This window comes from Aquabacter sp. DMC10, assembly GCF_056314145.1.
Window position 1 is genome coordinate 556488 of record NZ_JBQUYX010000003.1, and the last position, 26431, is coordinate 582918.

Annotated in this window: 19 protein-coding genes; 16 read left to right on the top strand and 3 right to left on the bottom strand. The window is 66.8% G+C overall.

What is annotated here, in order from left to right; genetic code table 11:
* Positions 1-29 precede the first annotated feature (29 nt).
* Positions 30-1388 (top strand): ABC1 kinase family protein, encoded by a 1359-nt coding sequence (locus ACT54L_RS11195; protein WP_476085647.1) that lies wholly within the window; start codon positions 30-32, stop codon positions 1386-1388.
* Positions 1389-1410: 22 nt separating this feature from the next.
* On the opposite strand, the gene ACT54L_RS11200 is transcribed toward ACT54L_RS11195, so the two are convergent.
* Positions 1411-2379, bottom strand: coding sequence for a hypothetical protein (locus tag ACT54L_RS11200; protein ID WP_476085648.1), 969 nt, complete (start codon positions 2377-2379; stop codon positions 1411-1413).
* A gap of 399 nt (positions 2380-2778) precedes the next feature.
* Here ACT54L_RS11200 and gltB point away from each other — a divergent pair, with 399 nt between their 5' ends.
* The gene (gltB, locus tag ACT54L_RS11205; protein ID WP_476085649.1) at positions 2779-7479 is read left to right on the top strand and encodes a glutamate synthase large subunit; all 4701 of its coding nucleotides are present in this window, start codon (positions 2779-2781) and stop codon (positions 7477-7479) included.
* A 238-nt stretch (positions 7480-7717) separates the two neighbouring features.
* Complete coding sequence (locus tag ACT54L_RS11210; RefSeq protein ID WP_476085650.1) at positions 7718-9142, top strand: glutamate synthase subunit beta; 1425 nt, start codon at positions 7718-7720, stop codon at positions 9140-9142.
* Positions 9143-9224: 82 nt separating this feature from the next.
* On the opposite strand, the gene ACT54L_RS11215 is transcribed toward ACT54L_RS11210, so the two are convergent.
* Together ACT54L_RS11215 and ACT54L_RS11220 are read right to left on the bottom strand one after the other, a co-directional pair.
* A complete protein-coding gene (locus ACT54L_RS11215; RefSeq protein WP_476085651.1) occupies positions 9225-9806 on the bottom strand; it encodes a YqaA family protein in 582 nt (193 codons plus the stop codon).
* A 654-nt stretch (positions 9807-10460) separates the two neighbouring features.
* Positions 10461-11495 carry a 2-dehydropantoate 2-reductase gene (locus ACT54L_RS11220; protein WP_476085652.1) on the bottom strand — a complete coding sequence of 345 codons (1035 nt, stop codon included), beginning with the start codon at positions 11493-11495 and terminating at the stop codon, positions 10461-10463.
* Between the two features lie 179 nt (positions 11496-11674).
* Here ACT54L_RS11220 and ACT54L_RS11225 point away from each other — a divergent pair, with 179 nt between their 5' ends.
* From ACT54L_RS11225 to ACT54L_RS11285, 13 genes are all read left to right on the top strand, one after another.
* A complete protein-coding gene (locus tag ACT54L_RS11225; protein ID WP_476085653.1) occupies positions 11675-12574 on the top strand; it encodes an IclR family transcriptional regulator in 900 nt (299 codons plus the stop codon).
* Between the two features lie 465 nt (positions 12575-13039).
* On the top strand, positions 13040-14053 hold the full coding sequence (locus ACT54L_RS11230) for a Bug family tripartite tricarboxylate transporter substrate binding protein (RefSeq protein WP_476085654.1): 1014 nt from the start codon (positions 13040-13042) through the stop codon (positions 14051-14053).
* Positions 14054-14123: 70 nt separating this feature from the next.
* A complete protein-coding gene (locus tag ACT54L_RS11235; protein ID WP_476085655.1) occupies positions 14124-14630 on the top strand; it encodes a tripartite tricarboxylate transporter TctB family protein in 507 nt (168 codons plus the stop codon).
* Between the two features lie 290 nt (positions 14631-14920).
* The gene (locus ACT54L_RS11240; RefSeq protein WP_476085656.1) at positions 14921-16435 is read left to right on the top strand and encodes a tripartite tricarboxylate transporter permease; all 1515 of its coding nucleotides are present in this window, start codon (positions 14921-14923) and stop codon (positions 16433-16435) included.
* Between the two features lie 388 nt (positions 16436-16823).
* Entirely contained in the window at positions 16824-17459 is a 636-nt protein-coding gene (locus tag ACT54L_RS11245) for a GntR family transcriptional regulator (protein ID WP_476085780.1), read from the top strand.
* Between the two features lie 147 nt (positions 17460-17606).
* Positions 17607-19340, top strand: a complete 1734-nt coding sequence (oxc, locus tag ACT54L_RS11250) for an oxalyl-CoA decarboxylase (RefSeq protein WP_476085657.1) — start codon at positions 17607-17609, stop codon at positions 19338-19340.
* 162 nt (positions 19341-19502) lie between these two features.
* Positions 19503-20780, top strand: coding sequence for a formyl-CoA transferase (frc, locus tag ACT54L_RS11255; protein WP_476085658.1), 1278 nt, complete (start codon positions 19503-19505; stop codon positions 20778-20780).
* Between the two features lie 136 nt (positions 20781-20916).
* On the top strand, positions 20917-21372 hold the full coding sequence (locus ACT54L_RS11260; RefSeq protein ID WP_476085659.1) for a PAS domain-containing protein: 456 nt from the start codon (positions 20917-20919) through the stop codon (positions 21370-21372).
* Between the two features lie 135 nt (positions 21373-21507).
* Positions 21508-22758 carry a formyl-CoA transferase gene (frc, locus tag ACT54L_RS11265; RefSeq protein ID WP_209103987.1) on the top strand — a complete coding sequence of 417 codons (1251 nt, stop codon included), beginning with the start codon at positions 21508-21510 and terminating at the stop codon, positions 22756-22758.
* Positions 22759-23170: 412 nt separating this feature from the next.
* Positions 23171-24373: an ADP-forming succinate--CoA ligase subunit beta gene (gene sucC, locus ACT54L_RS11270; protein WP_476085660.1), complete on the top strand. Its 1203-nt coding sequence runs from the start codon at positions 23171-23173 to the stop codon at positions 24371-24373.
* Positions 24373-25257, top strand: coding sequence for a succinate--CoA ligase subunit alpha (gene sucD, locus ACT54L_RS11275; protein WP_476085661.1), 885 nt, complete (start codon positions 24373-24375; stop codon positions 25255-25257). Before sucC ends, sucD begins: the two co-directional genes overlap by 1 nt.
* An 80-nt stretch (positions 25258-25337) precedes the next feature.
* On the top strand, positions 25338-25547 hold the full coding sequence (locus tag ACT54L_RS11280) for a YqaE/Pmp3 family membrane protein (protein WP_209102454.1): 210 nt from the start codon (positions 25338-25340) through the stop codon (positions 25545-25547).
* A gap of 36 nt (positions 25548-25583) precedes the next feature.
* Positions 25584-26357 (top strand): fumarylacetoacetate hydrolase family protein, encoded by a 774-nt coding sequence (locus ACT54L_RS11285; protein ID WP_476085662.1) that lies wholly within the window; start codon positions 25584-25586, stop codon positions 26355-26357.
* Positions 26358-26431 lie beyond the last annotated feature (74 nt).

The following is a 26431-nucleotide window of genomic DNA, read 5'->3' on the forward strand; positions in this document are numbered from 1 at the left end:
CGGACCTGACATGTCCCAAAAGGTGCTCCATGGCCGATGATGCCGAACGCAATCGCTTCTCCGCGCGGGCGGCGCGCTATGCCCGGGTGGGGGCCAATGTGGGCGGGGTGGCCGCGCGCATCGCCGGCACGCGCCTTCTCGGCCTCGACAAGGCGGGCGAGACCAATGCGGCGGCGCTGGCCTCCGCTCTGGGCGGGTTGAAGGGGCCGCTCATGAAGGTGGCCCAATTGATGGCCACCGTGCCGGACCTCCTGCCCCCCGATTATGCCAGCGAGTTGCAGAAGCTCCAGTCGGATGCCCCGCCCATGGGCTGGGCCTTTGTGCGCCGGCGCATGATGGCGGAGCTGGGCCGCGACTGGGAGACGCGCTTCGCCAGTTTCGAGCACCAGTCCGCCGCCGCCGCCTCGCTTGGCCAGGTGCACAAGGCGGTGACGCTGGATGGGGAGTCCGTGGCCTGCAAGCTGCAATATCCCGACATGCAGGCGGCGGTGGAGGCGGATCTCAGCCAACTGGACGTGCTGTTCGCCCTCCACCGGCGGATGACCTCGGTCATCGACACGCGGGAGATCGCGCGGGAGATCGGCGAGCGGGTGCGCGAGGAGCTGGACTATCGGCGCGAGGCCAAGAATGTGGCGCTCTATCGCCACATGCTGGCGGACAGCGACCTGGTGCGGGTGCCCGGCGTGCGGGAGGACCTCTCCACCGGACGCCTGCTGACGCTCTCATGGCTGGAAGGGCGCAAGATCCTCACCTTCGTCGACCACCCGCTGGAGGAACGCAACGGGCTCGCCCGCGCCATGTTCACCGCCTGGTGGCTGCCCTTCAGCCGGTTCGGCGTCATCCATGGCGACCCGCATCTGGGCAATTACACCGTCTTCATGGACGAGGCGGAGCGGCCAGCGGGCATCAACCTACTGGACTATGGCTGCATCCGCATCTTCCCGCCCACCTTCGTGGCGGGCGTGGTGGACCTTTATCGCGGCCTCCTGGAGGGCGACGAGGCCCGGGTGGTCCATGCCTATGAGACCTGGGGCTTCCGCGGCTTGAAGCGGGAGCTGATCGACGTGCTCAACATCTGGGCGCGCTTCATCTATGGGCCGCTGATGGACGACCGCGTCCGCACCATCGCCGATGGCGTCGCGCCGGGGCAATATGGTCGGCGCGAGGCCTTCCAGGTGCACACCGCCCTGAAGGAGCTGGGGCCAGTGACCGTGCCCCGCGAATTCGTCTTCATGGACCGCGCCGCCATCGGGCTCGGCGCTGTCTTCCTGCATCTGAAGGCGGAGCTGAACTTCCACGCCCTGTTCGAGGAGGCCATTACCGGCTTCTCGGAGGCGGGTGTTGCCGCCCGCCAGGGCGAGGCGTTGGCGGCGGCCGGGCTCGCCTGACGCGGTAGGCCCGGCTTCGGCCTCAGTTGGTCCCGCGCGAGAGCACGGAGGCGCTGCCGGCGGACACGTCGCCAGGGGTGGCCGTGCCGGCGGCGGGCGTGCGGGTCGCGGGGGCTTGCGCCGCAGGAGATGCCGCAGGAGACGGGCTGGCAGGTGTCGCCTGAGCGGGCGCGGCAGATTTCGCCGGCGTGGTGGCAGGCTGGGCGCTGGCCGGCGCCGCCTGGGGAGTGGAGGATTGGGCCGGCTGGGATTGTGCTGGCGGAATGGGCTGGCCGGGGGCCGAGGCTGCGTCGGAAGCGGAACTGCCCTTGGATTGGCTCCCCTGCGCCGGCTGTGCGGCGGAGGGCGAGGCTGCGGGCGTGGCGGCCGGCGTGGCCGCAGCAGATCCGTCCGCCCCGCTGGCCCCTTGAGGCGTCGCGGCGGGCGTGCTGCCGCCCGAAGTGGCCGGCGTGGAAGAGCCGGACGCGGGCGGGATGGGCACCCCCACGTCGGAGGGCTTGGCCGTCTGCACGCCCGAGGGGCGGCGCTTGGGCGCGGGCTGGGCGGGCTGGGATGCGGGCGGCGTGCGGGACACCTGGTTCGACCGCTGGGACGGCGGGGGCGCATAGCTCGCCGGAGGCGGGCCATAGGTGGGCCCGGAGACGGTGGTCAGCGGGCTGACGCGCCCCGTGAAGGCGTCCACCGCCAGCCAGACCTGTCCGCCGTCGCCGATGGCACTCACCACATAGGCGCGGCCCTGGAGCGAGGGTTGGCTGACCTGCCAATAGCCAAGGTTGCGCACGATGGCGCGGATTTGACCAGGAGGCAGAATGGCATAGGCCGGCGCGCCATAGGCGGGGGCGCCATAAGCCGGCGCGGGCACATAGACGGTGCCGGGCTGCGGGGCGGGGTAATAATAATATTGTGCCTGCACGCTCCCGCCCGCCAGGCCGGACAGCAGGGCCCCGGCGAGGGCGCTCGACAGCGAAAGGCGGGCAAGGGGAAACGTCATGGAGCACCCGGTGGTGGAATCGTGAGCGTTAATAATCCCTGACTTTGCGGCGGCTGTGGGACGGCGGGAAGGCCGCCGCGGGGTGGGCGGTCTGACCTGCCGTCGCAACACCATTGCGCGAAATGCATGTGCGCCGTAGCGTTCTTGCGCAGAGCGCCTGTTGTGCGCAATAAGCCCAGCCTTGGGGCCTCCTTGGAACCATATCAGACCTTGTGGCGTCGCCGCTTTTCTGTCATGGTCCGGGAGATAGGGCAGTCGTGCTGCCCTATCAATCGCGCTTTGCACTGACCGATGGCGTGCGTCTTGTCTGGGCGTGCGCCTTTTTGCGCGGTGCGCCACCGCTGGTGCGAGAGTTGCATGGTGCCGGATCCACATCCGGGCAAAGGAGAGGGCGGAGAGATGTCGACGGATCGCGAGCAGGGATTGAGCGGAAGCGTGGCTATGGGTGCCGCCGCCGTCAAAACCAATGCGATTGTCGGGCGTCCCCCGGCATCCGGCCTGTTCGACCCGGCCCATGAGCGCGACGCCTGCGGCGTCGGCTTCATCGCCGACATCAAGGGCCGCAAGTCCCACAAGATCATCGAGGATGGCATCTCCATCCTGCTCAACCTGGAGCATCGCGGCGCCGTGGGCGCGGACCCGCGCGCAGGCGACGGCGCGGGCATGCTGGTGCAGATCCCCCATCGCTTCTTCGCCAAGGAAGCCGCGCGTCTCGGCTTCACCTTGCCGGAGCCCGGCCAGTATGCGGTCGGCCACATCTTCCTGCCCCGCGACAAGGAAGGCGCCGAGATCGTGCGCTCGGCCTATGAGCGCGTGGTGGCCGAAGAGGGCCTGAGCCTGCTCGGCTGGCGCGACGTGCCCACCGACAATTCCTCGCTGGGCGAAAGCGTGCTGCCCACCGAGCCCGACCATGCCCAGATCTTCATCGGCCGGCCGGAGAGCATCACCGACGAAGACACCTTCGAGCGGCGCCTGTTCGTGCTGCGCAAGGTCATCTCCAACTGCGTCTACAATGCCAACGACCCGCGCACCGCCGGCTACTACCCGGTGTCGCTGTCGTGCCGGACGCTGGTCTATAAGGGCATGTTCCTGGCCGACCAGCTGGGCGCCTATTATCCCGACCTGCACGACCCGGACTTCGAGAGCGCGCTCGCCCTGGTGCACCAGCGCTTCTCCACCAACACCTTCCCCGCCTGGCCGCTGGCCCACCCCTATCGCATGGTGGCCCATAACGGCGAGATCAACACGCTGCGCGGCAACGTGAACTGGATGGCGGCCCGGCAGGCCTCGGTGGACAGTGACCTGTTCGGCGCCGACATCTCCAAGCTCTGGCCCATCTCCTATGAAGGCCAGTCGGACACCGCCTGCTTCGACAACGCGCTGGAATTCCTGGTCCAGGGCGGCTACTCGCTGCCGCACGCGGCCATGATGCTGGTGCCCGAGGCCTGGGCGGGCAACCCGCTCATGGATGAGGAGCGGCGCGCCTTCTACGAGTATCACGCCTCCCTCATGGAGCCGTGGGACGGCCCGGCGGCCATCGTCGCCACCGACGGCCGGCAGATCGTGGCCACCCTCGACCGCAACGGCCTGCGCCCCGCCCGCTACATGGTGACGAGCGACGACACCATCGTGCTCGCCTCCGAAATGGGCGTGCTGACCCTGCCGGAGGAGAAGATCGTCACCAAGTGGCGCCTCCAGCCCGGCAAGATGCTTCTGGTGGACCTGGAGGAAGGCCGCCTCGTCCCCGACGAGGAGGTGAAGACCTCGCTTGCCAAGGCGCACCCCTACAAGGACTGGCTGAAGCACACCCAGCTGGTGCTGGAGGACCTGCGTCCCGTGGAGGCGCGCGAGGTGCGCACCGACGTGTCGCTGCTCGATCGCCAGCAGGCCTTCGGCTACACCCAGGAAGACCTCAAGCTCCTGCTTCCCCCCATGGCCGTCACCGGCCAGGAGGCGGTGGGCTCCATGGGCACCGACACGCCGGTGTCCGTGCTGTCCGACAAGTCGAAGCTGCTCTACACCTATTTCAAGCAGAACTTCGCCCAGGTGACGAACCCGCCCATCGACCCGATCCGCGAGGAGCTGGTCATGAGCCTCGTCTCCTTCATCGGGCCGCGGCCGAACATCTTCGACCTGGAGGGCAATGCCCGCCGCAAGCGGCTTGAGGTGCGCCAGCCCATCCTCACCAATGAGGATCTGGAGAAGATCCGCTCCATCGGCTTCATGGAAGAGCGGTTCGACACCCGCACCCTCGACATCACCTATGCTTCCGACAAGGGGGCAGCCGGTCTTGAAGGCGCCCTTGAGCGCCTGTGCGAGCGGGCCGAGGCGGCCGTCCATGGCGGCTACAACATCATCATCCTGTCCGACCGCATGACCGGGCCGGATCGCATCCCGATCCCCGCCCTGCTGGCCACCGCCGCCGTGCATCACCACCTGATCCGCAAGGGGCTGCGCACCTCCGTGGGCCTGGTGGTGGAGACGGGCGAAGCGCGCGAGATCCATCACTTCGCCTGCCTCGCCGGCTATGGCGCCGAGGCCATCAACCCCTATCTCGCCTTCGAGACCCTGGTCGCCATGCGCGACGAGATCCCGGAGGAGGTGGACGACTACGAGATCGTCAAGCGCTACATCAAGTCCATCGACAAGGGGCTGCTGAAGGTGATGTCCAAGATGGGCATCTCCACCTACCAGTCCTATTGCGGCGCCCAGATCTTCGACGCGGTGGGCCTGTCCTCCGAGCTGGTGTCCAAGTATTTCTTCGGCACCGCCTCCACCATCGAGGGCGTGGGCCTCGCCGAGATCGCCGAGGAGACGGTGCGCCGTCACCGCCTCGCCTTCTCCGACGCGCCGGTCTATCGCATGGCGCTGGACGTGGGCGGTGAGTATGCCTATCGCATGCGCGGTGAGGACCATGCCTGGTCGCCCGACAGCGTCGCCACGCTCCAGCATGCGGTGCGCGGCAATGCCCGCGACCGGTATCGCGAATTCGCGGCCATGATGGACGACCAGGACAAGAAGCTCCTGACCGTCCGCGCCTTGTTCCGCATCCGCGATGCCCATGAGTTCGGCCATGCTCCCGTCCCGCTGGACGAGGTGGAGAGCGCCGCCGACATCGTGAAGCGCTTCGCCACCGGCGCCATGTCGTTCGGCTCCATCTCCCGCGAGGCGCACACCACGCTGGCCATCGCCATGAACCGGATCGGCGGCAAGTCGAACACCGGCGAGGGCGGCGAGGAGCCGGAGCGCTTCAAGCCGCTGCCGAACGGCGATTCCATGCGCTCGGCCATCAAGCAGGTGGCTTCGGGCCGGTTCGGCGTGACGGCGGAATATCTCGTCAATTCCGACGTGATGCAGATCAAGGTCGCGCAGGGCGCCAAGCCCGGCGAAGGTGGCCAATTGCCCGGCCACAAGGTGGATGCGGTGATCGCCAAGGTGCGCCACTCCACCCCGGGCGTCGGCCTCATCTCCCCGCCGCCACACCATGACATCTATTCCATCGAGGACCTGGCGCAGCTCATCTACGACCTCAAGAACGTCAATCCCGAGGCGGATGTCTCGGTGAAGCTCGTCTCCGAGGTGGGCGTGGGCACGGTGGCCGCCGGCGTCGCCAAGGCGCGCGCGGACCACATCACCATCTCCGGCTTCGAAGGCGGCACGGGCGCATCCCCGCTCACCTCCATCAAGCATGCGGGCTCGCCTTGGGAGATGGGCCTGGCCGAGACCCAGCAGACCCTGGTGGCCAACCGTCTGCGCTCCCGCGTCGCCCTCCAGGTGGATGGTGGCCTGCGCACCGGCCGGGACGTCATCATCGGCGCGCTGCTCGGTGCCGACGAGTTCGGCTTCTCCACCGCGCCGCTCATCGCGGCCGGCTGCATCATGATGCGCAAGTGCCACCTGAACACCTGCCCCGTCGGCGTGGCGACGCAGGACCCGGTGCTGCGCAAGCGCTTCAAGGGCACGCCCGAGCACGTCATCAACTACTTCTTCTTCGTCGCCGAGGAAGTGCGCGAGCTGATGGCCCAGCTGGGCTTCCGCAAGTTCGAGGACATGGTCGGCCGCTCCGACATTCTCGACCAGCAGGCGGCCATCGACCATTGGAAGGCCAAGGGGCTCGACTTCTCGCGCCTGTTCGCCAAGCCCGACGTGCCCGCCAATGTGGGCGTGCGCCACACCGAGCGCCAGCATCACCCCATCGAGAAGGTGCTCGACCGCACCCTCATCGAGAAGGCCAAGCCCGCTCTGGAACATGGCGCGGCGGTGGTCATCGACAGCCCGATCCGCTCGGTGGACCGCTCCGCGGGCGCCATGCTCTCGGGCGCGGTGGCCAAGCGCTATGGCGGCGCCGGCCTGCCCGACGACACCATCACCGTGAACCTCACCGGCACGGCCGGCCAGGCCTTCGGCGCCTTCCTGGCGGCGGGTGTCACGCTGAACCTGGTGGGCGAGGCCAACGACTATGTGGGCAAGGGCCTGTCCGGCGGCCGCATCATCGTGCGTCCCCCGGCCCACAGCGCCATCGTCCCCGAGCACTCCATCATCGTCGGCAACACCGTCATGTATGGCGCCATCTCGGGCGAGTGCTACTTCCGGGGCGTGGCCGGCGAGCGGTTCGCGGTGCGCAATTCGGGGGCAATCGCCGTCGTGGAAGGCACCGGCGACCATGGCTGCGAATATATGACCGGCGGCATCGTGGTCGTGCTCGGCCCCACCGGCCGCAATTTCGCGGCCGGCATGTCCGGCGGCGTCGCCTATGTGCTGGACGAGGACAAGACCTTCGCCAAGCGCTGCAACCTGTCCATGGTGGACATCGAGCCGGTGGAAGAGGAGGAAGACCTCCTGGAACGCCTGCACCACCATGGCGGCGACCTTGAGTTCAAGGGCCGCATCGACGTGCAGGGCGACATGTCCCGCCACGACGAGGAGCGTCTCCACCAGCTCATCGTCAAGCATCTCCACCACACCGGCTCGACCCGGGCCCAGACCATCCTGGACCATTGGGCCGACTACCGGAGCAAGTTCGTGAAGGTGATGCCGGTGGAATACCGCCGCGCCCTGCGCGAGATGGAGAAACTGCGCGGCCTTCAGGCGGCCGAGTAAGGCCGGAGCCCTTCAGGCCGGGCCTGTCCCGGCCTGCTTCCCCCTTCCTCCTGATCGCGGCTCCGGGCCGCGCGCGTCAGGGGCGGGGAAGGCCAAGAGGACGGCGGGTCGCCTGCGACCCGCCAGGGGCGGTGCCTGCGCCGCCCCACATGGCGAACGATGAGTCCTCAAGCTGGAACAATTCTTGTAATGGAGCAGACGGCGCTTGGCGTGCGACGCGGCTCCCGGAGGGGTAGGCATGGGTAAGGTCACGGGTTTTCTTGAGATCGATCGGCGCGAGCAGAAGTACCAGCCTGCGTCCGACCGCATCCGCCATTTCCGCGAATTCACCTTGCCCTTGCCGGATTCCGAGGTGGCCAACCAGGCCTCCCGCTGCATGGATTGCGGCATCCCCTTCTGCCATGGGCCCACCGGCTGCCCGGTCCATAACCAGATCCCCGACTGGAACGACCTCGTCTACCAGGGCGACTGGGAGGAGGCGGCGCGCAACCTGCACTCCACCAACAACTTCCCCGAATTCACCGGCCGCGTCTGCCCCGCCCCCTGCGAGGAAGCCTGCACCCTGAATCTTGAGGACGTGCCTGTCACCATCAAGACGGTGGAACAGGCCATCGCCGACAAGGCGTGGAAGTCCGGCTGGATCAAGCCCGAGCCGGCGGCGCAGCGCACCGGGCGCTCGGTGGCCGTGGTGGGGTCCGGGCCGGCTGGCCTTGCCGCCGCCCAGCAGCTCGCCCGCGCGGGTCATGATGTCCATGTGTTCGAGCGCGAGCCCAAGGCCGGCGGCCTGCTGCGCTACGGCATCCCGGACTTCAAGATGGAAAAGAAGCACATCGATCGCCGGGTCGAGCAGATGGAAGGAGAGGGCGTCACCTTCCATTACGGCGTGAACGTGGGCGTGACCAAGCCGCTGCAGGAATTGCTCGACACCTATGATGCCGTGCTGCTGGCGGGAGGGGCCGAGAATCCCCGCGATCCCGTGCTGCCCGGCCAGGAGTTCGAGGGCGTGCATTTCGCCATGCCCTATCTGGTGCAGCAGAACCGACGGGGCGGTGGCGAGGATGTGAGCCGCGAGCTGCCGCTGCTGGCCGCCGGCAAGCATGTGGTGGTGGTGGGCGGCGGCGACACCGCCTCCGACTGCGTGGGCACCGCCTTCCGCCAGGGCGCCCTCTCGGTCACCCAGTTGGACATCCGCCCGGTGCCGCCGGTGAAGGAAGACAAGCTGGCCGTGTGGCCCTTCTGGCCCACCAAGTTCCGCACCTCTTCCTCCCAGGCCGAGGGCGCCGAGCGCGAATTCGCCTGCGCCACCCTTGGCATCGAGGGCCGCAACGGCCGCGTCACCGGCGTGAAGTGCGCCCGCGTGGACCAGAAGCGCCAGCCCATCGCCGGCACGGAATTCGTGCTGCGCGCCGACCTCGTCTTCCTGGCCATCGGCTTCGCCGGCCCACTGCGCGCGGGGCTGCTGGAGCAGTCCGGCGCCGATCTCGACAAGCGCGGCAACCTGAAGGCCGACGAGACCGCCTATCTGACCTCCGTGCCGAAGCTCTATGCGGCTGGCGACATGCGGCGCGGCCAGTCCCTGGTGGTCTGGGCCATCCGTGAGGGCCGGCAGGCGGCGCACGCCATCGACAAGGACCTGATGGGCGCGACGACTTTGCCGCGCTGACCCGCCGCGCGCACCTGACCTCTGAAAACAAGAACGCCCGGCCTGAACAGGCCGGGCGTTCTTTGTTTGCGCAGGCTTTGGTTCAGAACAGATAGACCGCCGCCACCAGCCCGATGACCACCACCGCGAACAGGCCGAGCGTGACCAGCCCCAGCCGCTTCTCGATGAAGTTGCGCGCCGCCGGGCCGAAATAGCGCAGCAGCGCCGCCAGCAGGAAGAAGCGGGCGCCGCGCGTGATGAGGGAGAGCACCACGAACCAGAACAGGCTGTAGTCGGCAAAGCCCGAGGTGATGGTCACCAGCTTGTAGGGGATGGGGGTGAGGCCCTTCAGCAGGATCACCCAGTGGCCATATTGGGCGTAAGCGTGGCGGAAGGTCTCCACCTTGCTGCCATAGCCGTAAAGATTGATCAGGAAGAGGCCGACGCTGTCATAGAGCAGCGCGCCGATGGCATAGCCCACCAGGCCCCCGGCCACCGAGGAGAGCGTGGCGATGAGCGCATAGGTCCAGGCCTTCTCCGGCCGCGCCAGGGTCATGGGCACCTGGAGCACGTCGGGCGGAATGGGGAAGACCGAGCTTTCCGCGAAGGACACCACGCCCAGGGCCCAAGGCGCCGACGGGCGCGAGGAATAGGCAATCACCCAGTCGTAGAGCTTGCGCAGCATGCGGGGGGTCTCGTGTGAGCTGTGTTGGCCCATCCTCTAGAGTCTCGCGCCGCTTCGGAAAAGCGGCGGGGCGGAGACCTCGGGCGGGGCGGCTCTTATTCCGGCGGGCGAGACATATTTGCAACCGCCCTTGTGTCATCGTTATTGGCGCGGGATTGGGAGGTAAAATGGAGTGGATTTTCTCCCGCCTCCCCCCTTTGGGCGGCTCGACAGGAGGGGAAGGCCTGGGCTATCCCGTGCACTGCAATTGCTGCGGTGCGATCGGTGGAACCGGAGGCGGCGCGGCGCATTAACTGTGTCGGGAGAAGACAGTGTCGGTGTCCGGCCGGTGCGGTCCGATCTTAACCTCTTGAGAACCCTTTAGGCGACACCGTGGCGGTGCGTACGTGGCCCGTGCGAGATCGTCCTTCGTCCAGATGACATGAGATTTTCCATGTTGAAGCGCATTGCCGTCTTCGCTGCCCTGGTTCTCGGCTACGCCATCACCGGCGTGGCCCTCAGCACCGGCGCGACCACCGCCGCCGGCCCGAGCGTGACCCTCGCGGACGAGTGATCTGTCCCGGAGGCGCTGTCCCGGCGGCGCCGCCAGAGCCAAAATGAAAAGGGACCCGCGCCGGCTGGCGCGGGTCCCTTTTTTGTTCGGCGCGGGGCCGGTCAATGCTTGGTGGCGGCCGGCGGCAGGCTGGCGGCGGTGAGCGGCGGCGCGGAGAGGTGATCGCCGAGGCCCGCCATGGCGGCGCGCTGGCGCACCAGGGCCAGCACCACGTCGAGGGTAGGGGTGGGCATCTCCAGGAGGCGCCCCATTTCCTGCACCACGGTCACCAGCGGGTCGATTTCCATGGGCCGGCTGCGCTCCAGGTCCTGGAGCATGGAGGTCTTGTGGGCGCCCACGGCGCCGGCGCCATTGATGCGCCGTTCCACATCCACCCGGAAATTGACGCCCAGTCGGCTCGCGATCGCCTGGGCCTCCAGCATCATGGAGCGGGCGACCGCGCGAGTGTCCGGGTCGGCGGCAATCACATCCAGGGTGGCGTGGGTGAGGGCGCTGATGGGGTTGAAGCACAGATTGCCCCACAGCTTCAGCCACAGTTCGTCGCGGATATTGTCCATGACCGGCGCGCGCAGGCCGGACGCGTTCATCATGGCCGCCAGCCGCTCCACCCGCTCGGACCGCTCGCCGGAGGGTTCGCCGAGGGGGAATTTGTCGCCATAGACGTGCTGGATGACGCCGGGCGCCACCACTTCGGTGGCGGGATAGACGATGCAGCCGATGGCGCGCTCGGGCTTCAGCACGTCCCACTGGCGTCCGCCCGGATCGATGCTCTCCAGCGTGCGGCCCTCGAGGGCGCCACCATGCTTGTAGAAATACCAATAGGGCACGCCGTTCACGGCCGTGACCACCGAGGTGTCATTGCCGAGCAGGGGGCGCATGCGATCCACCACGCCGGGCACGGAATGGGCCTTCAGGGCGATGATGACATAGTCCTGCGGTCCCAGCGTCGTGGGATCATCGGTGGCATTGACCTGGGCGACGCGCTCCTCGCCGCCGATCAGCAGCTTCACGCCGTTCTGGCGCATGGCTTCCAGGTGCGCCCCGCGCGCCACCAGGCTCACCTGCGCGCCAGCCAGCGCCAGCTGCACGCCCATATATCCACCGATGGCGCCCGCCCCATAGATGCAAACCTTCATTGGCGCACCCCTCCCGTATCGATGATGAAGTATTTTGTATGCCAGATTTTTAGCGAAGCCTGGCCGCGTGCTCAAGTCCAAAATTTAGTCTTTTGAGAAAAATTTCCAAAAGGTGGAAAATTGACGCAGCGTCGCCCAAAGCCCCTCGGGACGCCCTGGCGGCGGCGCGCGGATCGCCTATGCTGCGGCCATGGACCCCCACCCATGTGGGCGTTGCGGAGGCGGGCGAGATGGAAGATCAGGTTCTCATGCCCCGCCGCCGGGGCCGCCCGGCCTCGCCTGCGGCCGAGGGCGGCGAAGTCCAGTCCCTGGACCGCGCCATTGCTCTGCTGCGCGTCCTCTCTGAAGCCGATGGCATGACGCTGTCGGACGTGGCGCGGCGGGCCGATCTGCCGGCCTCCACCGTCCACCGTCTCCTGGCGACCTTGCAGAAGCGCCAGTTGGTCAGCCACGACCAGGAAAATGGGCTGTGGACCGTGGGGCTCGGCCTGTTCCGCATCGGCGCCGCCTATCTGCGCATCCGCAAGCTGCCCGAGATCGGCCGCCCCGTCGTGCGGCGGCTGCTGCACGAGACCGAGGAGACGGTGAATCTGTCCATGTTCGACGGCAGCGAACTGGTGGTGGTCGCCCAGGCGGAAGGCCACGCGCCGGTGCGTGCCTTCTTCCGCCTCGGCGCCCGCTTGCCGCTGCACGCTTCCGCCGCCGGAAAGTGCATCCTGGCTGTGGCGAGCCCCGCCTTTCGTGGCGCGTGCCTCGCCCAGATTCGCTACGAGGCCTTCACCGTGCGCACCCATCGGTCCGAGCGGGAATTGATGGACGATGTGGAGGGCGTCGTGCCCCGGGGCTTTGCCCTCGACGATGAGGAACACACGCTCGGCATGCGCGCGGTGGCGGCGGCCATCTTCAATGAATGGAACGAGCCCATCGGCGCGGTCTCCATTTCCGCACCGGCGGTGCGCATGAGCGATGATCGCGTGCTGCGCCTGGGGCGGCGCGTGGAGGCGGCGGCGCAGGAGATGACGCGGCTTTATTCCGGCGGCACCGAAGCCCGGCCTCAGCGCGTCCAGACCGACGATTGAGGGCAGCCGGCCGCGGGTGCAGTGCAAGGAGCGGGGCCGCTCGAAAGGGGGGGCGTTTCATGCGCTGCGTCGACGTCTTCGCCGCCTTCCCCTGTGCGCCGCATCTTCCCCTGGGGCAGTATGTGACGGAAAAGGCAGGTGTTTTCTCTCGGGTGTTCACTTGGGGGCGCAGGCTGTCGGGCCGTTCCGGGTGCCGGGATCTGACGTAGCGGTCGATTTCGCGACCGCGAATACTCGCTGTGCACCTGCTCAATGCTTGTTCTGAAATAATGTATTTCAGATTATTGATGCGAGTATTCGGGATTTGGAATTATGCATAGACAATTTCCGTTGCGGGAAGCTGACATACAGAATACTCTTTTGACGTCGCCCTCAGCCAGGGGTGGCTAAATAGCAGTTACGTCAAGACGTTACGTCAGAGCGATCCGCACACAAAAATGGCGGACGATCCGGGAGGAAAGACGAATGCGTTTGGCTCTTGCAAAAACGGTGAAGCGCCTTGCTGTGGCCTGTACGGCCCTGGCCGCGCTCTCGCCTTTGTCAGCCTTTGCCTGGGAGCCCACCAAGACGGTGGAATTCATCGTGCCTGCGGGCACGGGCGGCGGCGCCGACCAGATGGCGCGCATGATCCAGGGCATCATTCAGAAGAACAATCTGATGAAGCAGTCCCTGGTGGTCATCAACAAGTCCGGCGGTGCCGGGGCCGAGGGCTTCCTGGATGTGAAGGGAAGCGCGGGCAATCCCAACAAGATCATCATATCCCTGTCGAACATCTTTACCACGCCGCTGGCCACCGGCGTTCCCTTCAAGTGGGAAGATCTGACCCCCGTGGCCATGCTGGCGCTCGATGAGTTCATCCTGTGGGTGAATGCCAAGGCGCCCTATAATGATGTCGCCGGTTATCTTGCGGCGCTCAAAGCCGCTTCTGCCGGCTCCGAATTCAAGATGGGCGGCACCGGGTCCAAGCAGGAGGACCAGATCATCACCGCCGCCATCGAGCAGAAGACCGGCGCCAAGTTCATCTATGTGCCCTACAAGGGCGGCGGCGACGTCGCGGCGCAACTGGTGGGCGGGCACATCACCTCGTCCGTCAACAATCCCATCGAGGCCGTCTCCCAGTGGCGGGCGGGCGAAGTCAAGCCGCTTTGCGTCTTTGATTATCAGCGCCTCGCCTACAAGGAGCCGGTGGCGGACGGAAAGTCCTGGGGGGACATCCCCACGTGCAAGGAAGCGGGCCTCGACATCGAATACTTGATGTTGCGCGGCATCTTCATGCCGCCGCGCGTCACCAAGGACCAGGTCGAATATTATGTGGACCTGTTCAAGAAGGTGCGCGAAACCCCCGAGTGGAAGGATTTCATGCAGAAGGGTGCGTTCAACACCACCATGCTGACGGGTGACGAATACAAGGCCTGGCTCGGCAAGGCCGCCCAGACCCACCTGACGCTGATGGAAAACGCAGGCTTCGTCGCGAAGTGACAGGTCGCGTGGAGGGCCTTGCCCTCCGCGCCTCCGTCCCGCGCCGCTCTCCCGCTCGGAGGATTGAGGCATGAGTTCCGATACTGAAAAAAGCGAACACACGGTCACCACGCGCACCATGGATGTGGTGGTGGCGATCCTCTTCATGGGCGTGGCCGCCCTGGTGATGGTCGACAGCTGGCGGGTGGGCGCGCGCTGGGCGTCCGATGGCCCGCAGGCGGGGTATTTCCCCTTCTATGTGGGGCTCATCATGTTCGTGGCGAGCCTCGGCACGCTGGTCCAGAACCTCGTCACCAAGACGCCGAACCTGACCAATTTCGTCGATCGCGAGCAATTGGGGTCGGTGCTGAAGGTCCTGGTGCCCACCACGGTCTATGTGGTGCTGATCGAGTTCATCGGCATCTATGTGGCGTCGATGATCTTCATCGCCTTCTTCATGGCCTGGCTCGGCAAGTATAAGTGGCAGGTGATCCTGCCGGTGGCGGTGGGTGTTCCGCTCGTCCTGTTCGTCATGTTCGAGATCTGGTTCCTGGTGCCGCTGCCCAAGGGGCCCATCGAGACCGCGCTCGGCTATTGAGCGATCCCGGCCCGCCCGCGCGGGGCCGGTGCCCGGGCCACATGGCGGCCCCATCTCTGTCCGCCGCCGGCCGTGTGCCGTCGGCCCACCTTCTGCTCGCCGTCCAGGGTCCGCGAGGACCCCGCGCTCCGAGCCGCCGGCCCGTCGCCGGCCCCACGTCACTTGATGTTCGCACATGGGAAAACGCCCGCGCGCCGCCGGCTCAGCCGCGGACCGCCGCCGGCGCGGCCCCTTTCACCATCACCCGTTCACCCCGCGCCACAGACGCCGGGGAGCTGGGGAGGACATACGTGGAAGCGCTCTCATCCCTCATCGGAGGTTTCTCCGTTCTCGCCGACCCCATGAACATCATCTACATGTTCGTGGGCATCGCGCTCGGCGTGCTCATCGGCGTGCTGCCGGGCCTGGGCGGCGCCAATGGCGTGGCCATTCTGCTGCCGCTCACCTTCTCCATGTCGCCGGTTTCGGCGATCATCATGCTCTCCTCCATCTATTGGGGAGCGCTGTTCGGCGGCGCCATCACCTCGGTGCTGTTCAACATTCCCGGTGAGCCGTGGTCGGTGGCCACCACCTTCGATGGCCATCCCATGGCGCAGAGGGGCAAGGCCGGCGAGGCGCTCACCGGCGCCTTCACGGGCTCCTTCATCGGCGCCTTCTTCGCCGTGCTGCTCATCACCTTCCTGGCGCCGGTCATCGCCAAGTTTGCGCTGCAGTTCGGGCCTGCTGAGTTCTTCGCGGTCTATCTGCTGACCTTCTGCTCCTTCGTGGGCATGGGGCGCGAATCGCCCTTCAAGGTGCTGGCGGCCATGACGCTGGGCTTCGCGCTCGCCGCCGTGGGTATCGACACCGTGACCGGTCAGCTGCGCATGACCTTCGGCTCGGTGGAGCTCCTGCGGGGCTTCGACTTCCTGGTGGCGGTCATCGGCCTGTTTGGCGTGGGCGAGATCCTTTTGACCATGGAGGAGGGCCTCGCCTTCAAGGGCAAGAGCGCCAAGATCAATCCAAAGGTGGTGTTCCAGACCTGGGCCAAGCTGCCGGCCATGTGGGTGGGCGCGCTGCGCTCGGCCATTGTGGGCTGCTGGATGGGTATCACCCCCGGCGGCGCCACCCCGGCCTCCTTCATGAGCTATGGCCTTGCCAAGAAATTCTCCAAGAACGGCAAGAATTTCGGCAAGGGTGAGCTGGAGGGCGTGGTGATGCCGGAAGTGGCGGCCCATGCGGCCGGCACCTCGGCCCTCCTGCCCATGCTCACCCTCGGCATCCCCGGCTCGCCCACGGCGGCGGTGCTGCTGGGCGGCCTGCTGATCTGGGGCCTCCAGCCTGGTCCCCTCCTGTTCGTGGAGCAGAAGGACTTCGTGTGGGGCCTCATCGCCTCCATCTATCTCGGCAATATTGCCGGCCTCCTGGTGGTGCTCACCACGGTGCCGCTGTTTGCCGCGATCCTGCGCATCCCCTTCTCGGTGATCGCGCCCATCATCCTCGTGATCTGCGCGGTGGGCGCCTACACGGTCCACAATGCCGGGCTCGACATTGCCGTCATGCTGATCTTCGGCGTCATCGGCTATGTCTTCAAGAAGCTGAACTATCCGCTGGCGCCGCTGGTCCTGGCCCTGGTGCTGGGCGACATGGCGGAGAGTTCCTTCCGCCAGGCCATGCTGGTCTCCCAGGGCAATCTGGGGATCTTCTGGTCCAACCCGCTGGTGGGCTCCATCGTCACGCTGGCCCTGGTGATGCTGTTCTGGCCGCTCATCTCCAAGGTGCGCGAGCGCCTCGGCAGCGGTCCCAAGCCCGCCGCGGCCGAATGAAAAAGTCGGGAGGGTCCGCCGCGGTGCGGCAATCCTCCCGCACCCACCCGCCGGCGGCGAGCCGCACCAAAAAGCCCGTCCACAAAGCTTGGGCGCCGCTGCGTCGGATGGGATGCAAGACCGCAGGAGGGGGCGCGGACGCTGCGCCCCCCGGGGTTGCCGGGTGCGCAGGGCCCTGGAAAATCGCCGCAAATCCGCTGCAGCGCAGCATTTGTGCCCCCGGAGAGGGGATTGTGTCCCTCCGAAAAATACCGTACACAGTATTTCACCGACGGCATGCGCCCGACAGAAGGCGTCCGCCACAGGGAAGGGAACACCGGCCGTGCATCAGGTCGCCGACACACCGAAGCTGAATGTGGAACCGCTCGGGGCCAGTTCGAGCTTGCGCATGCTGGCTTACGACGCCCTGAAGCGCGCCATCACGGAGATGGACATTTACGGTTCGACCGCCGAGTTCCGGCTCGACGAGCGCCAGCTCTCGGAGGACCTGGGGGTCAGCCGCACGCCGATCCGCGAGGCCATGACGGTGCTGGAACAGGAGGGCTTCGTGCGCTCCGTGCCCCGGCGCGGCATCTTCGTGGTGCGCAAGACCAAGCGGGAGATCATCGAGATGATCACCGTGTGGGCGGCGCTGGAGGGCATGGCGGCGCGCCTGGCTGCGGAGCGCGCCGACGCGGCGGACCTGAAGGGCTTGCGGGAGCTGTTCGACGCGTTCGAGCGCGAGCCGCTCAGCGCCCACATGCATGAGTATTCGCAGGCCAATATCGCTTTTCACCAGGCCATCATCCGCATGGGCGGGTGCCACCTGATCGCCGACATGACCGAGAACCTGTTCCTGCACATGCGCGCCATCCGCGCCGTGTCCATCCGGCAGGAGAACCGGTCCGAGACCTCCATGCGCGAGCATATGGCCATCATCGATGCGCTGGAGGCCCACGACCCGGACCGCGCCGAGCGCCTGGTGCGCGAGCACACGCTGGGTCTGGGCGACCATGTGGAACGGCACGGCGTGTTTCCCGAATAGGTGGGGATCGCGCCAGGAATGACTCGGGCCTTCCACCCGTCGCTGACGGGGAGGGGCGCGGCAGCAAAGTCATCGCTCCGGCCCTCCGGGCCAGGGCGTGAGGTAAATCAAAGGCTTAAAGTCAAAAGTTTTCCGGGAGGAAGCGGGATGTCCGCAGTCGCACAGATCATCGAAGCCAACGCCCCCGAGCAGGAGCTCACGGACGGGTTCCACCTCGTCATCGATGCGCTGAAGCTCAACGGCATCGAGACCATTTACAACGTGCCGGGCATTCCGATCACGGATCTTGGCCGTATGGCGCAGGCCGAGGGCATTCGCGTGGTCTCCTTCCGCCACGAGCAGAATGCGGGCAATGCCGCTGCCATCGCCGGCTTCCTCACCAAGAAGCCGGGCATCTGCCTGACCGTGTCGGCGCCGGGCTTCCTCAACGGCCTGACCGCGCTCGCCAACGCCACCACCAATTGCTTCCCCATGATCCTCATTTCGGGCTCGTCCGAGCGCGAGATCGTCGACCTCCAGCAGGGCGACTATGAGGAGATGGACCAGCTCGCCATCGCCAAGCCGCTCTGCAAGGCCGCCTTCCGCGTGCTGCATGCGGCCGATATCGGCATCGGCGTCGCCCGCGCCATCCGCGCCGCCTGCTCGGGCCGTCCCGGCGGCGTCTATCTGGACCTGCCCGCCAAGCTCTTCTCCCAGGTGATGGACGCCGAGGCCGGCGCCAAGTCGCTGGTGAAGGTGATCGACCCGGCGCCCGCCCAGATCCCCGGCCCCGATGCGGTGGCCCGCGCGCTTGAGGTTTTGAAGGGCGCCAAGCGTCCCCTCATCATCCTCGGCAAGGGCGCGGCCTATGCCCAGGCGGACGAGGCGATCAAGGCGCTGGTGGAGACCTCCGGCATTCCCTTCCTGCCCATGAGCATGGCCAAGGGCCTCCTGCCGGACACCCATCCCCAGTCCGCCGGCGCGGCCCGCTCCACCGCGCTGAAGGACAGCGACGTGGTGCTGCTCATCGGCGCCCGGCTCAACTGGCTGCTCTCTCACGGCAAGGGCAAGACCTGGGGCGATGCGCCCAAGAAGTTCATCCAGGTGGACATCGAGCCCAAGGAAATGGACTCCAATGTGGAGATCGCCGCCCCGCTGGTGGGCGACATCGGCTCCGTGGTGTCCGCGCTCCTTGACGGCATGGGCGCGAACTGGCCGGCGCCCCCCGCCGACTGGGTGAAGACCATCGTCACCAAGCGCGACGAGAACATCGCCAAGATGGCGCCGCGCCTGATGAAGAATTCCGCGCCCATGGACTTCCATGGCGCGCTCGGCGCCCTGCGCACCGTCATCAAGGAGCGTCCCGACGCCATCCTGGTGAACGAGGGCGCCAACACCCTCGACCTCGCCCGCGGCATCATCGACATGTACCAGCCGCGCAAGCGCCTGGACGTGGGCACCTGGGGCGTCATGGGCATCGGCATGGGCTTTGCCATCGCCGCGGCGGTGGAGACTGGCAAGCCGGTGCTGGCGGTGGAAGGCGACAGCGCCTTCGGCTTCTCCGGCATGGAGGTGGAGACCATCTGCCGCTACAACCTGCCGGTCTGCATCGTCATCTTCAACAATAACGGCATCTATCGTGGCACGGACACCGACCCCACCGGCCGCGACCCGGGCACCACGGTGTTCGTGAAGGACAGCCGCTACGACAAGATGATGGAAGCCTTCGGCGGCGTGGGCGTGAACGTGACCACCCCGGACGAGCTCAAGCGCGCCGTGGACGCGGCCATGGACAGCGGCAAGCCCACCCTCATCAATGCGGTGATCGACCCGCAGGCCGGAACCGAGAGCGGCCGCATCGGCAATCTGAACCCGCAGAGCGTGGTGAAGAAAAAGAAGTGACGGCGCAAAGCCCTGCGGGCGGGGCGCTGTCCCGTCCGCCTCTCATCTGACAGTTGCCGGGCGCGGCGCGCGGGAGATCCCGCCGCCGCAAGCCGCGGGGGCAACGGACAAAAAGAACAAGCGTCGCTTCAAGCGCGCGTCCAGAGGAACAACGAGGCTCTCATGGGCAAGGCTCTAGACGGCGTTCGCATCCTGGATTTCACCCACGTCCAGTCGGGTCCCACCTGCACGCAGCTGCTGGCCTGGTTCGGCGCGGATGTCATCAAGGTGGAGCGCCCCGGCGAAGGCGACGTGACGCGCACCCAACTGCGGGATGTCCCCAATGCGGACAGCCTGTACTTCACCATGCTCAATTCCAACAAGCGCTCCATCACGCTGGACACCAAGAACCCCGCCGGCAAGGCCGTGCTGGAGGATCTGGTGAAGGTGTGCGACGTGCTGGTGGAGAATTTCGCCCCCGGCGCCCTCGACCGCATGGGATTTACCTGGGAGCGCCTGCAGGAGCTCAATCCGCGCCTCATCCTCGCCTCGGTGAAGGGCTTTGGCGCCGGTCCCTTCGAGCATTGCAAGGTCTATGAGAATGTCGCCCAGTGCGCCGGCGGCGCGGCGTCCACCACCGGCTTCCGCGATGGCCTGCCGCTGGTGACGGGCGCCCAGATCGGCGACAGCGGCACCGGCCTGCACCTGGCGCTGGGCATCGTCACCGCGTTGTTCCAGCGCGAGCATACGGGCCGTGGCCAGAAGGTGCTGGCCGCCATGCAGGACAGCGTCCTGAACCTGTGCCGGGTGAAGATGCGCGACCAGCAGCGTCTCGCGCGCGGCCCGCTCTCCGAATACAGCCAGTTCGGCGAGGGCGTGCCCTTCGGCGACACCGTGCCCCGCGCCGGCAATGATTCCGGCGGCGGCCAGCCCGGCCGCATTCTGCGCTGCAAGGGCTGGGAGAATGATCCCAACGCCTACATCTATTTCATCACCCAGGCTCCGGTCTGGGGGAAGATCTGCGACGTGATCGGCGAGCCCACCTGGAAGACCGATCCCAATTATGCGACCGCCCCCGCCCGGCTGCCGCACCTCAACGAGATCTTCACCCGCATCGAGGCGTGGACCATGGCCCACACCAAGTATGAGGCCATGGAGATCCTCAACCGCTACGACATTCCCTGCGGCCCGATACTGTCCATGAAGGAGATCGCCGAGGACCGCTCACTCTATGCCACCGGTACGCTGGTGGAAGTGGAGCACCCCGAGCGCGGCACTTACGTGACCGTCGGCAATCCCATCAAGCTCTCGGATAATGACGTGCCGGTGGAGCGCTCGCCGCTGCTTGGCGAGCACACCGAGGAAATCCTGGCCGACGTGCTCGGCTTCGACGCTGCCCGCATCGAGGAGGTGCGGCGCGCCGGGGCGGTGGGGGCCCCGCTGCCCATTGCGGCGGAATGAGGTTCGGCGTCGCCGGTGGATCATCTGCCGGGGCGCCCTGAAGATCATCGGCCATGTTGCGCTCCGCGGGCATGGCCGGAAGCGACGTGAAGTCTTCGCGTCACCGTGGCTAACCTTGCTAAGCTAGAGCGAGCCCATGTCTGATGAAATGTCCGCATCGCCTTCCCCGGCGATCGACTTCGAGGAACTGGCGGCCCGCGCCGGAGACGCCATCGTCGTCTCCGATGGAACCGGCGCCATCACCTTCTGGAACGGGGCGGCCGAGCGCATGTTCGGCTTCACCCCCCAGGAGGCGCTGGGCCAGTCCCTCGACATCATCATTCCCGAGCGCCAGCGCCAGCGGCACTGGGACGGCTACCACGTGACCATGCGCACCGGTGTGACGCGCTACGGCACCGAGCTTCTGCGCGTGCCGGCGCTCCACAAGGACGGTCACGCTTTGTCCATTTCCTTCACCGTGGCCCTGCTCACGTCCGGCGGGTCGACGCCCACCGGCATCGTGGCTGTCATCCGCGACGAGACCGCCCGGTGGAAGGAGGAGAAGGCCCTGCGCAAGCGGGTGGCCGAACTGGAGGCCCAGGCCGTGACCTGAGCCGGCAGAAGAACAGCCAGGCGCACTGGCGATACCGGCGGCGGGCACCTCCGTGCCGCCGGGCCTCGGGAATTCTGATGCAGGGCGACAGGCCCGGCGTCAGGGGAAGTCTAACGCTCAAAAGGGAAGTGGAACATGACCAAGCCGTTGGAAGGGATCAAGATCATCGACTTCACCCACGTGCAGGCCGGCCCCGCTTGCACCCAGCTCCTCGCCTGGTTCGGCGCGGATGTCATCAAGGTGGAGCGCCCCGGCTCGGGCGACGTGACGCGCAACCAGCTCCGCGACATTTCCAATGCGGACGCGCTCTATTTCACCATGCTCAACTCCAACAAGCGCTCGCTGACCCTGGACACCAAGACCAAGGCCGGCAAGGAAGTGCTGGAGAAGCTCATCAAGGAGAGCGACGTCCTCGTCGAGAACTTCGCCCCCGGCGCGCTCGACCGCATGGGCTTTACCTGGGAGCGCATCAACGAGCTCAATCCCGGCATGATCGTCGCCTCGGTGAAGGGCTTCTCCGACGGTCATCATTATGAAGACCTGAAGGTGTACGAGAACGTCGCCCAGTGCGCGGGCGGCGCCGCCTCCACCACCGGCTTCTGGGACGGCCCCCCCACCGTATCGGCGGCTGCGCTCGGTGACAGCAACACCGGCATGCACCTCGCCATCGGCATCCTCACCGCGCTGCATTCGCGCAACAAGACCGGCAAGGGCCAGAAGGTGGCGGTGTCCATGCAGGACGCGGTCATCAACCTTTGCCGCGTCAAGCTGCGCGACCAGCAGCGCCTCGACCGCGTGGGCTACCTGGAGGAATATCCCCAGTACCCGCACGGCACCTTCTCGGACGTGGTTCCGCGCGGCGGCAATGCCGGCGGCGGCGGCCAGCCCGGCTGGGTGCTGAAGTGCAAGGGCTGGGAGACCGATCCCAACGCCTACATCTACTTCACCGTGCAGGAGCAGGCCTGGGGCAAGGTGGCGGAGGCCATCGGCAAGCCCGAGTGGATCAATGATCCCGCCTATGCCACCGCCCGCGCCCGCCAGGACAAGATCTTCGACATCTTCGCCACCATCGAAGGCTGGCTCGCCGACAAGACCAAGTTCGAGGCGGTGGACATCCTGCGCAAGTTCGACATCCCCTGCGCGCCGGTGCTGACCATGAAGGAGATCGCCGAGGATCCGTCCCTGCGCGCCTCCGGCACCATCGTGGAAGTGGATCACAAGCAGCGCGGCAAGTATCTGACCGTGGGCAGCCCGATCAAGTTCTCGGACATGTCGGTGGAGATCACCGGCTCTCCGCTGCTGGGCGAGCACACCGACGAAGTGCTCTCCGAGCTCGGCTATTCCGCCGACCAGATCAAGGAGATGCATTCCGAGCGCGTGGTCTGATCCGCGCGGTCTGAAGGTTTCCGCCGGGGTCTCCCGGCCCGTCATGCGGGGCGCATTCGCGCTCCGCATGGTCCCCTCCGCCGCTCTTGTCGGCATATCGGGTGTATCCGCAAGGCCATCGGCGCGTCCCTGGCCGTACCGCCCGCAATGGGCGGGCGCGTTCTTACGGCACCCCACTTTGTGTTCACCGAGGCTGAGGCAAAGCCCCCTCGGTTTGATGTCTTGCCGCTCTTGCGGCTTGGAGGCTCCGGGACCTCCCCTTTCAACCCGGATCGAATTGTCGGCTCCCGCGTCACGCCGGAAGCGGTCACGCCCGGCGCGCGTTTGCGTCCGGGCACCGGCCCACGAGCGCGCGGCACGACGAGAACAGGCCTCGCGCTCCAACGCCCCAATGAAGTGCGGGAGAGCGCCCATGAACATTCACGAATATCAGGCCAAGGCCCTGCTGCGGGACTATGGCGTTCCGGTCTCGCGCGGCCTGCCGGCCTTCACCGCCGAGGAGGCGGAAGCCGCCGCCCGTTCCATCAATGCGCCGGTGACCGTGGTGAAGGCCCAGATCCATGCGGGCGGGCGCGGCAAGGGCCGCTTCAAGGAACTGCCCGTGGGCGCCAAGGGTGGCGTGCGGGTGGTGACCACGCCCGAGGAGGTGCGCACGGCCGCCGCCGAGATGTTGGGCAACACCCTCGTCACCCAGCAGACCGGCCCCTATGGCAAGCAGGTGAACCGCCTCTATGTGGAGGAGGGCGCGCCCATCGCCTCGGAATTTTACCTCTCCCTGCTGGTGGACCGGGAGACGTCCCGCGTGGCCTTCGTGGTGTCCACCGAGGGCGGCATGGACATCGAGGAGGTCGCGCACAATACCCCTGAGAAGATCGTCACCTTCTCCGTTGACCCGGCAAGCGGCATCCAGCCCTTGCACGGCCGCAAGGTGGCCCGGGCGCTGGGCCTGACCGGCGACCTGGCCAAGCAGGCCGGGGAACTGGCGCGCAGCCTCTTCACCGCCTTCGTGGAAACCGACATGGCGCTGTTGGAGATCAACCCGCTGGTGGTGACCAAGGGCGGCAAGCTGAAGGTGCTGGACGCGAAGATCGGATTTGATTCCAACGCCTTGTTCCGCCATCCGGAGATCGCCCGGCTGCGCGACGAGACGGAAGAAGACGCCAAGGAGATCGAGGCGTCCAAGTATGACCTCGCCTACATCGCCCTCGACGGCACCATCGGCTGCATGGTGAACGGCGCGGGCCTGGCCATGGCGACGCTGGACATCATCAAGCTCTATGGCGAGAGCCCGGCCAACTTCCTGGACGTGGGCGGCGGCGCCAGCGAAGAGAAGGTGACGGCGGCGTTCAAGATCATCACGTCCGACCCGTCGGTGAAGGGCATCCTGGTCAACATCTTCGGCGGCATCATGAAGTGCGACGTGATCGCGCGCGGCGTGCTGGCGGCGGTGAAGGCGGTGGGGCTGAAGGTGCCCCTGGTGGTGCGCCTGGAAGGCACCAATGTGGAGCAGGGCAAGCAGATCATCCGCGAGAGCGGCCTGAACGTGATCCCCGCCGATGACCTGGACGATGCGGCGCAGAAGATCGTCGCGGCCGTGAAGAAGGAAGCTGCGTGATGTCTGTTCTGATCGACGCCAATACCAAGGTCATCACCCAGGGCTTCACCGGCAAGAACGGGACCTTCCATTCCGAGCAGGCCATTGCCTATGGCACCAAGGTCGTGGGCGGCACCTCCCCCGGCAAGGGCGGCACCACTCATCTGGGCCTGCCGGTGTTCGACACGGTGGCGGAGGCCCGCGAGGCCACCGGCGCTGACGCCAGCGTCATCTATGTGCCCCCGCCCGGCGCGGCGGACGCCATCCTTGAGGCCATCGACGCGGAAATCCCGCTGATCGTGTGCATCACCGAGGGCATCCCGGTGCTGGACATGGTGAAGGTGAAGCGGGCGCTTTCCGGCTCCAAGTCGCGCCTCATCGGGCCCAACTGCCCGGGCGTTGTGACCGCCGGCCAGTCCAAGATCGGCATCATGCCGGCCAATATCTTCAGGACCGGCTCGGTGGGCATCGTCTCGCGGTCGGGCACGCTGACCTATGAGGCGGTGTTCCAGACCTCGCAGGAGGGCCTGGGCCAGACCTCGGCGGTGGGCATTGGCGGCGACCCGGTGAAGGGCACCGAGTTCATCGACGTGCTGGAGATGTTCCTGGCGGATGACGCCACCACCTCCATCGTCATGATCGGCGAGATCGGCGGCTCGGCGGAAGAAGATGCCGCCCAGTTCCTGAAGGACGAGGCCAAGCGCGGGCGCAAGAAGCCGATGGTGGGCTTCATCGCCGGCCGCACCGCCCCTCCCGGCCGCCGCATGGGCCATGCGGGCGCCATCATCTCCGGCGGCAAGGGCGGCGCCGAGGACAAGATCGCGGCCATGGAAGAAGCGGGCATCCGCGTCTCTCCCTCGCCGGCGCGCCTCGGCAAGACCCTCGTCGAGGTGCTGAAGGGCTGATCGGCCCCGCCTCTTCCCTCCGACCCGGGCACGCCCCATCTGAAAGGGGCGCCCGCCTGTGGGCGCGGAGGGAGACTTTGATGATCTACGCGGTGGCGGTCCTGCTGCCCTTTCTGGCGCTGATGCTCCGGGGGCGCGTGCTCCAGGGCATTCTGTGCCTTGTTTTGCAGGTCACGCTGATCGGCTGGCTGCCGGCCGCCATCTGGGCGGTGGTGGTGGTCAATAACGACAATGAGGAGCGGCGCCACAGGGAGCTCCTCGCCAGCATCAATTCATCGACGCGCCGCTGACGCCCCTTCCTGGCGCGCGGCGCCAGGGAGGATCACATGGCAAAATGGGTGCGTTTCACGGCGAATGGCGCGACAGGGTTCGGCCGGCTCGAGGGCGAGACGGTCACGGTGCATGAGGGCGACATGTTCGTCGGTCCGGTGGCGACCGGCGAGACCCTCGCTCTGTCGGATGTGTCCCTTGAGGCACCGTGCCAGCCCTCCAAGATCATCGCCCTGTGGAACAACTTCCACGCGCTGGCGGCCAAGCTGAACGTGGCCGAGCCGGCCGAGCCGCTCTATCTGCTGAAGGCCCCCTCCACGGTGGCCGCCCCCGGCGCCACCGTGCATCGCCCGCCGGCCTATGGGGGCAAGACGGTCTATGAAGGGGAGCTGGGCATCGTCATCGGCCGCACCGCCTCCAACATCACCGAGGAAGAGGCCGCCGCCCACATCTTCGGCTACACCATCGTCAACGACATCACCGCCGCCGACATCCTCCAGAAGGACCCCACCTTCCCCCAATGGGCGCGGGCCAAGGGGTTCGATGCCTATGGGCCGTTCGGCCCATGGATCGAGACCGAGCTTGATCCCACGGCGACCAGCGTGCGCACGGTGCTGAACGGGGCGGAGCGGCAGAATTATCCGCTCTCCGACATGATCTTCCCGCCCGCCCGGCTGGTGGCGATGATCTCCCGCGACATGACGCTTCTGCCCGGCGATCTCATTGCCTGCGGCACCTCGTTGGGGGTGGGCACCATGAAGGAGCCGTCCAACGACATCGAGGTGAGCATCGAAGGCATCGGCACGCTGAAGAACGTGTTCGTGCAGTGAAGATGGCGCGGTGAACGGCGGCCGGCGTGAGCTCGCCTCATGCTGGCCTGAACACAAGGCGGGGTGGCCTCCCC

Bases quoted from the DNA above. Each gene is read 5' to 3' on its own strand.
- ACT54L_RS11195 (WP_476085647.1), top strand. From the start codon at position 30: ATGGCCGATGATGCCGAACGCAATCGCTTCTCCGCGCGGGCGGCGCGC.
- ACT54L_RS11200 (WP_476085648.1), bottom strand. From the start codon at position 2,379: ATGACGTTTCCCCTTGCCCGCCTTTCGCTGTCGAGCGCCCTCGCCGGG.
- gltB (WP_476085649.1), top strand. From the start codon at position 2,779: ATGTCGACGGATCGCGAGCAGGGATTGAGCGGAAGCGTGGCTATGGGT.
- ACT54L_RS11210 (WP_476085650.1), top strand. From the start codon at position 7,718: ATGGGTAAGGTCACGGGTTTTCTTGAGATCGATCGGCGCGAGCAGAAG.
- ACT54L_RS11215 (WP_476085651.1), bottom strand. From the start codon at position 9,806: ATGCTGCGCAAGCTCTACGACTGGGTGATTGCCTATTCCTCGCGCCCG.
- ACT54L_RS11220 (WP_476085652.1), bottom strand. From the start codon at position 11,495: ATGAAGGTTTGCATCTATGGGGCGGGCGCCATCGGTGGATATATGGGC.
- ACT54L_RS11225 (WP_476085653.1), top strand. From the start codon at position 11,675: ATGCTGCGGCCATGGACCCCCACCCATGTGGGCGTTGCGGAGGCGGGC.
- ACT54L_RS11230 (WP_476085654.1), top strand. From the start codon at position 13,040: ATGCGTTTGGCTCTTGCAAAAACGGTGAAGCGCCTTGCTGTGGCCTGT.
- ACT54L_RS11235 (WP_476085655.1), top strand. From the start codon at position 14,124: ATGAGTTCCGATACTGAAAAAAGCGAACACACGGTCACCACGCGCACC.
- ACT54L_RS11245 (WP_476085780.1), top strand. From the start codon at position 16,824: ATGCTGGCTTACGACGCCCTGAAGCGCGCCATCACGGAGATGGACATT.
- oxc (WP_476085657.1), top strand. From the start codon at position 17,607: ATGTCCGCAGTCGCACAGATCATCGAAGCCAACGCCCCCGAGCAGGAG.
- frc (WP_476085658.1), top strand. From the start codon at position 19,503: ATGGGCAAGGCTCTAGACGGCGTTCGCATCCTGGATTTCACCCACGTC.
- ACT54L_RS11260 (WP_476085659.1), top strand. From the start codon at position 20,917: ATGTCTGATGAAATGTCCGCATCGCCTTCCCCGGCGATCGACTTCGAG.
- frc (WP_209103987.1), top strand. From the start codon at position 21,508: ATGACCAAGCCGTTGGAAGGGATCAAGATCATCGACTTCACCCACGTG.
- sucC (WP_476085660.1), top strand. From the start codon at position 23,171: ATGAACATTCACGAATATCAGGCCAAGGCCCTGCTGCGGGACTATGGC.
- sucD (WP_476085661.1), top strand. From the start codon at position 24,373: ATGTCTGTTCTGATCGACGCCAATACCAAGGTCATCACCCAGGGCTTC.
- ACT54L_RS11280 (WP_209102454.1), top strand. From the start codon at position 25,338: ATGATCTACGCGGTGGCGGTCCTGCTGCCCTTTCTGGCGCTGATGCTC.
- ACT54L_RS11285 (WP_476085662.1), top strand. From the start codon at position 25,584: ATGGCAAAATGGGTGCGTTTCACGGCGAATGGCGCGACAGGGTTCGGC.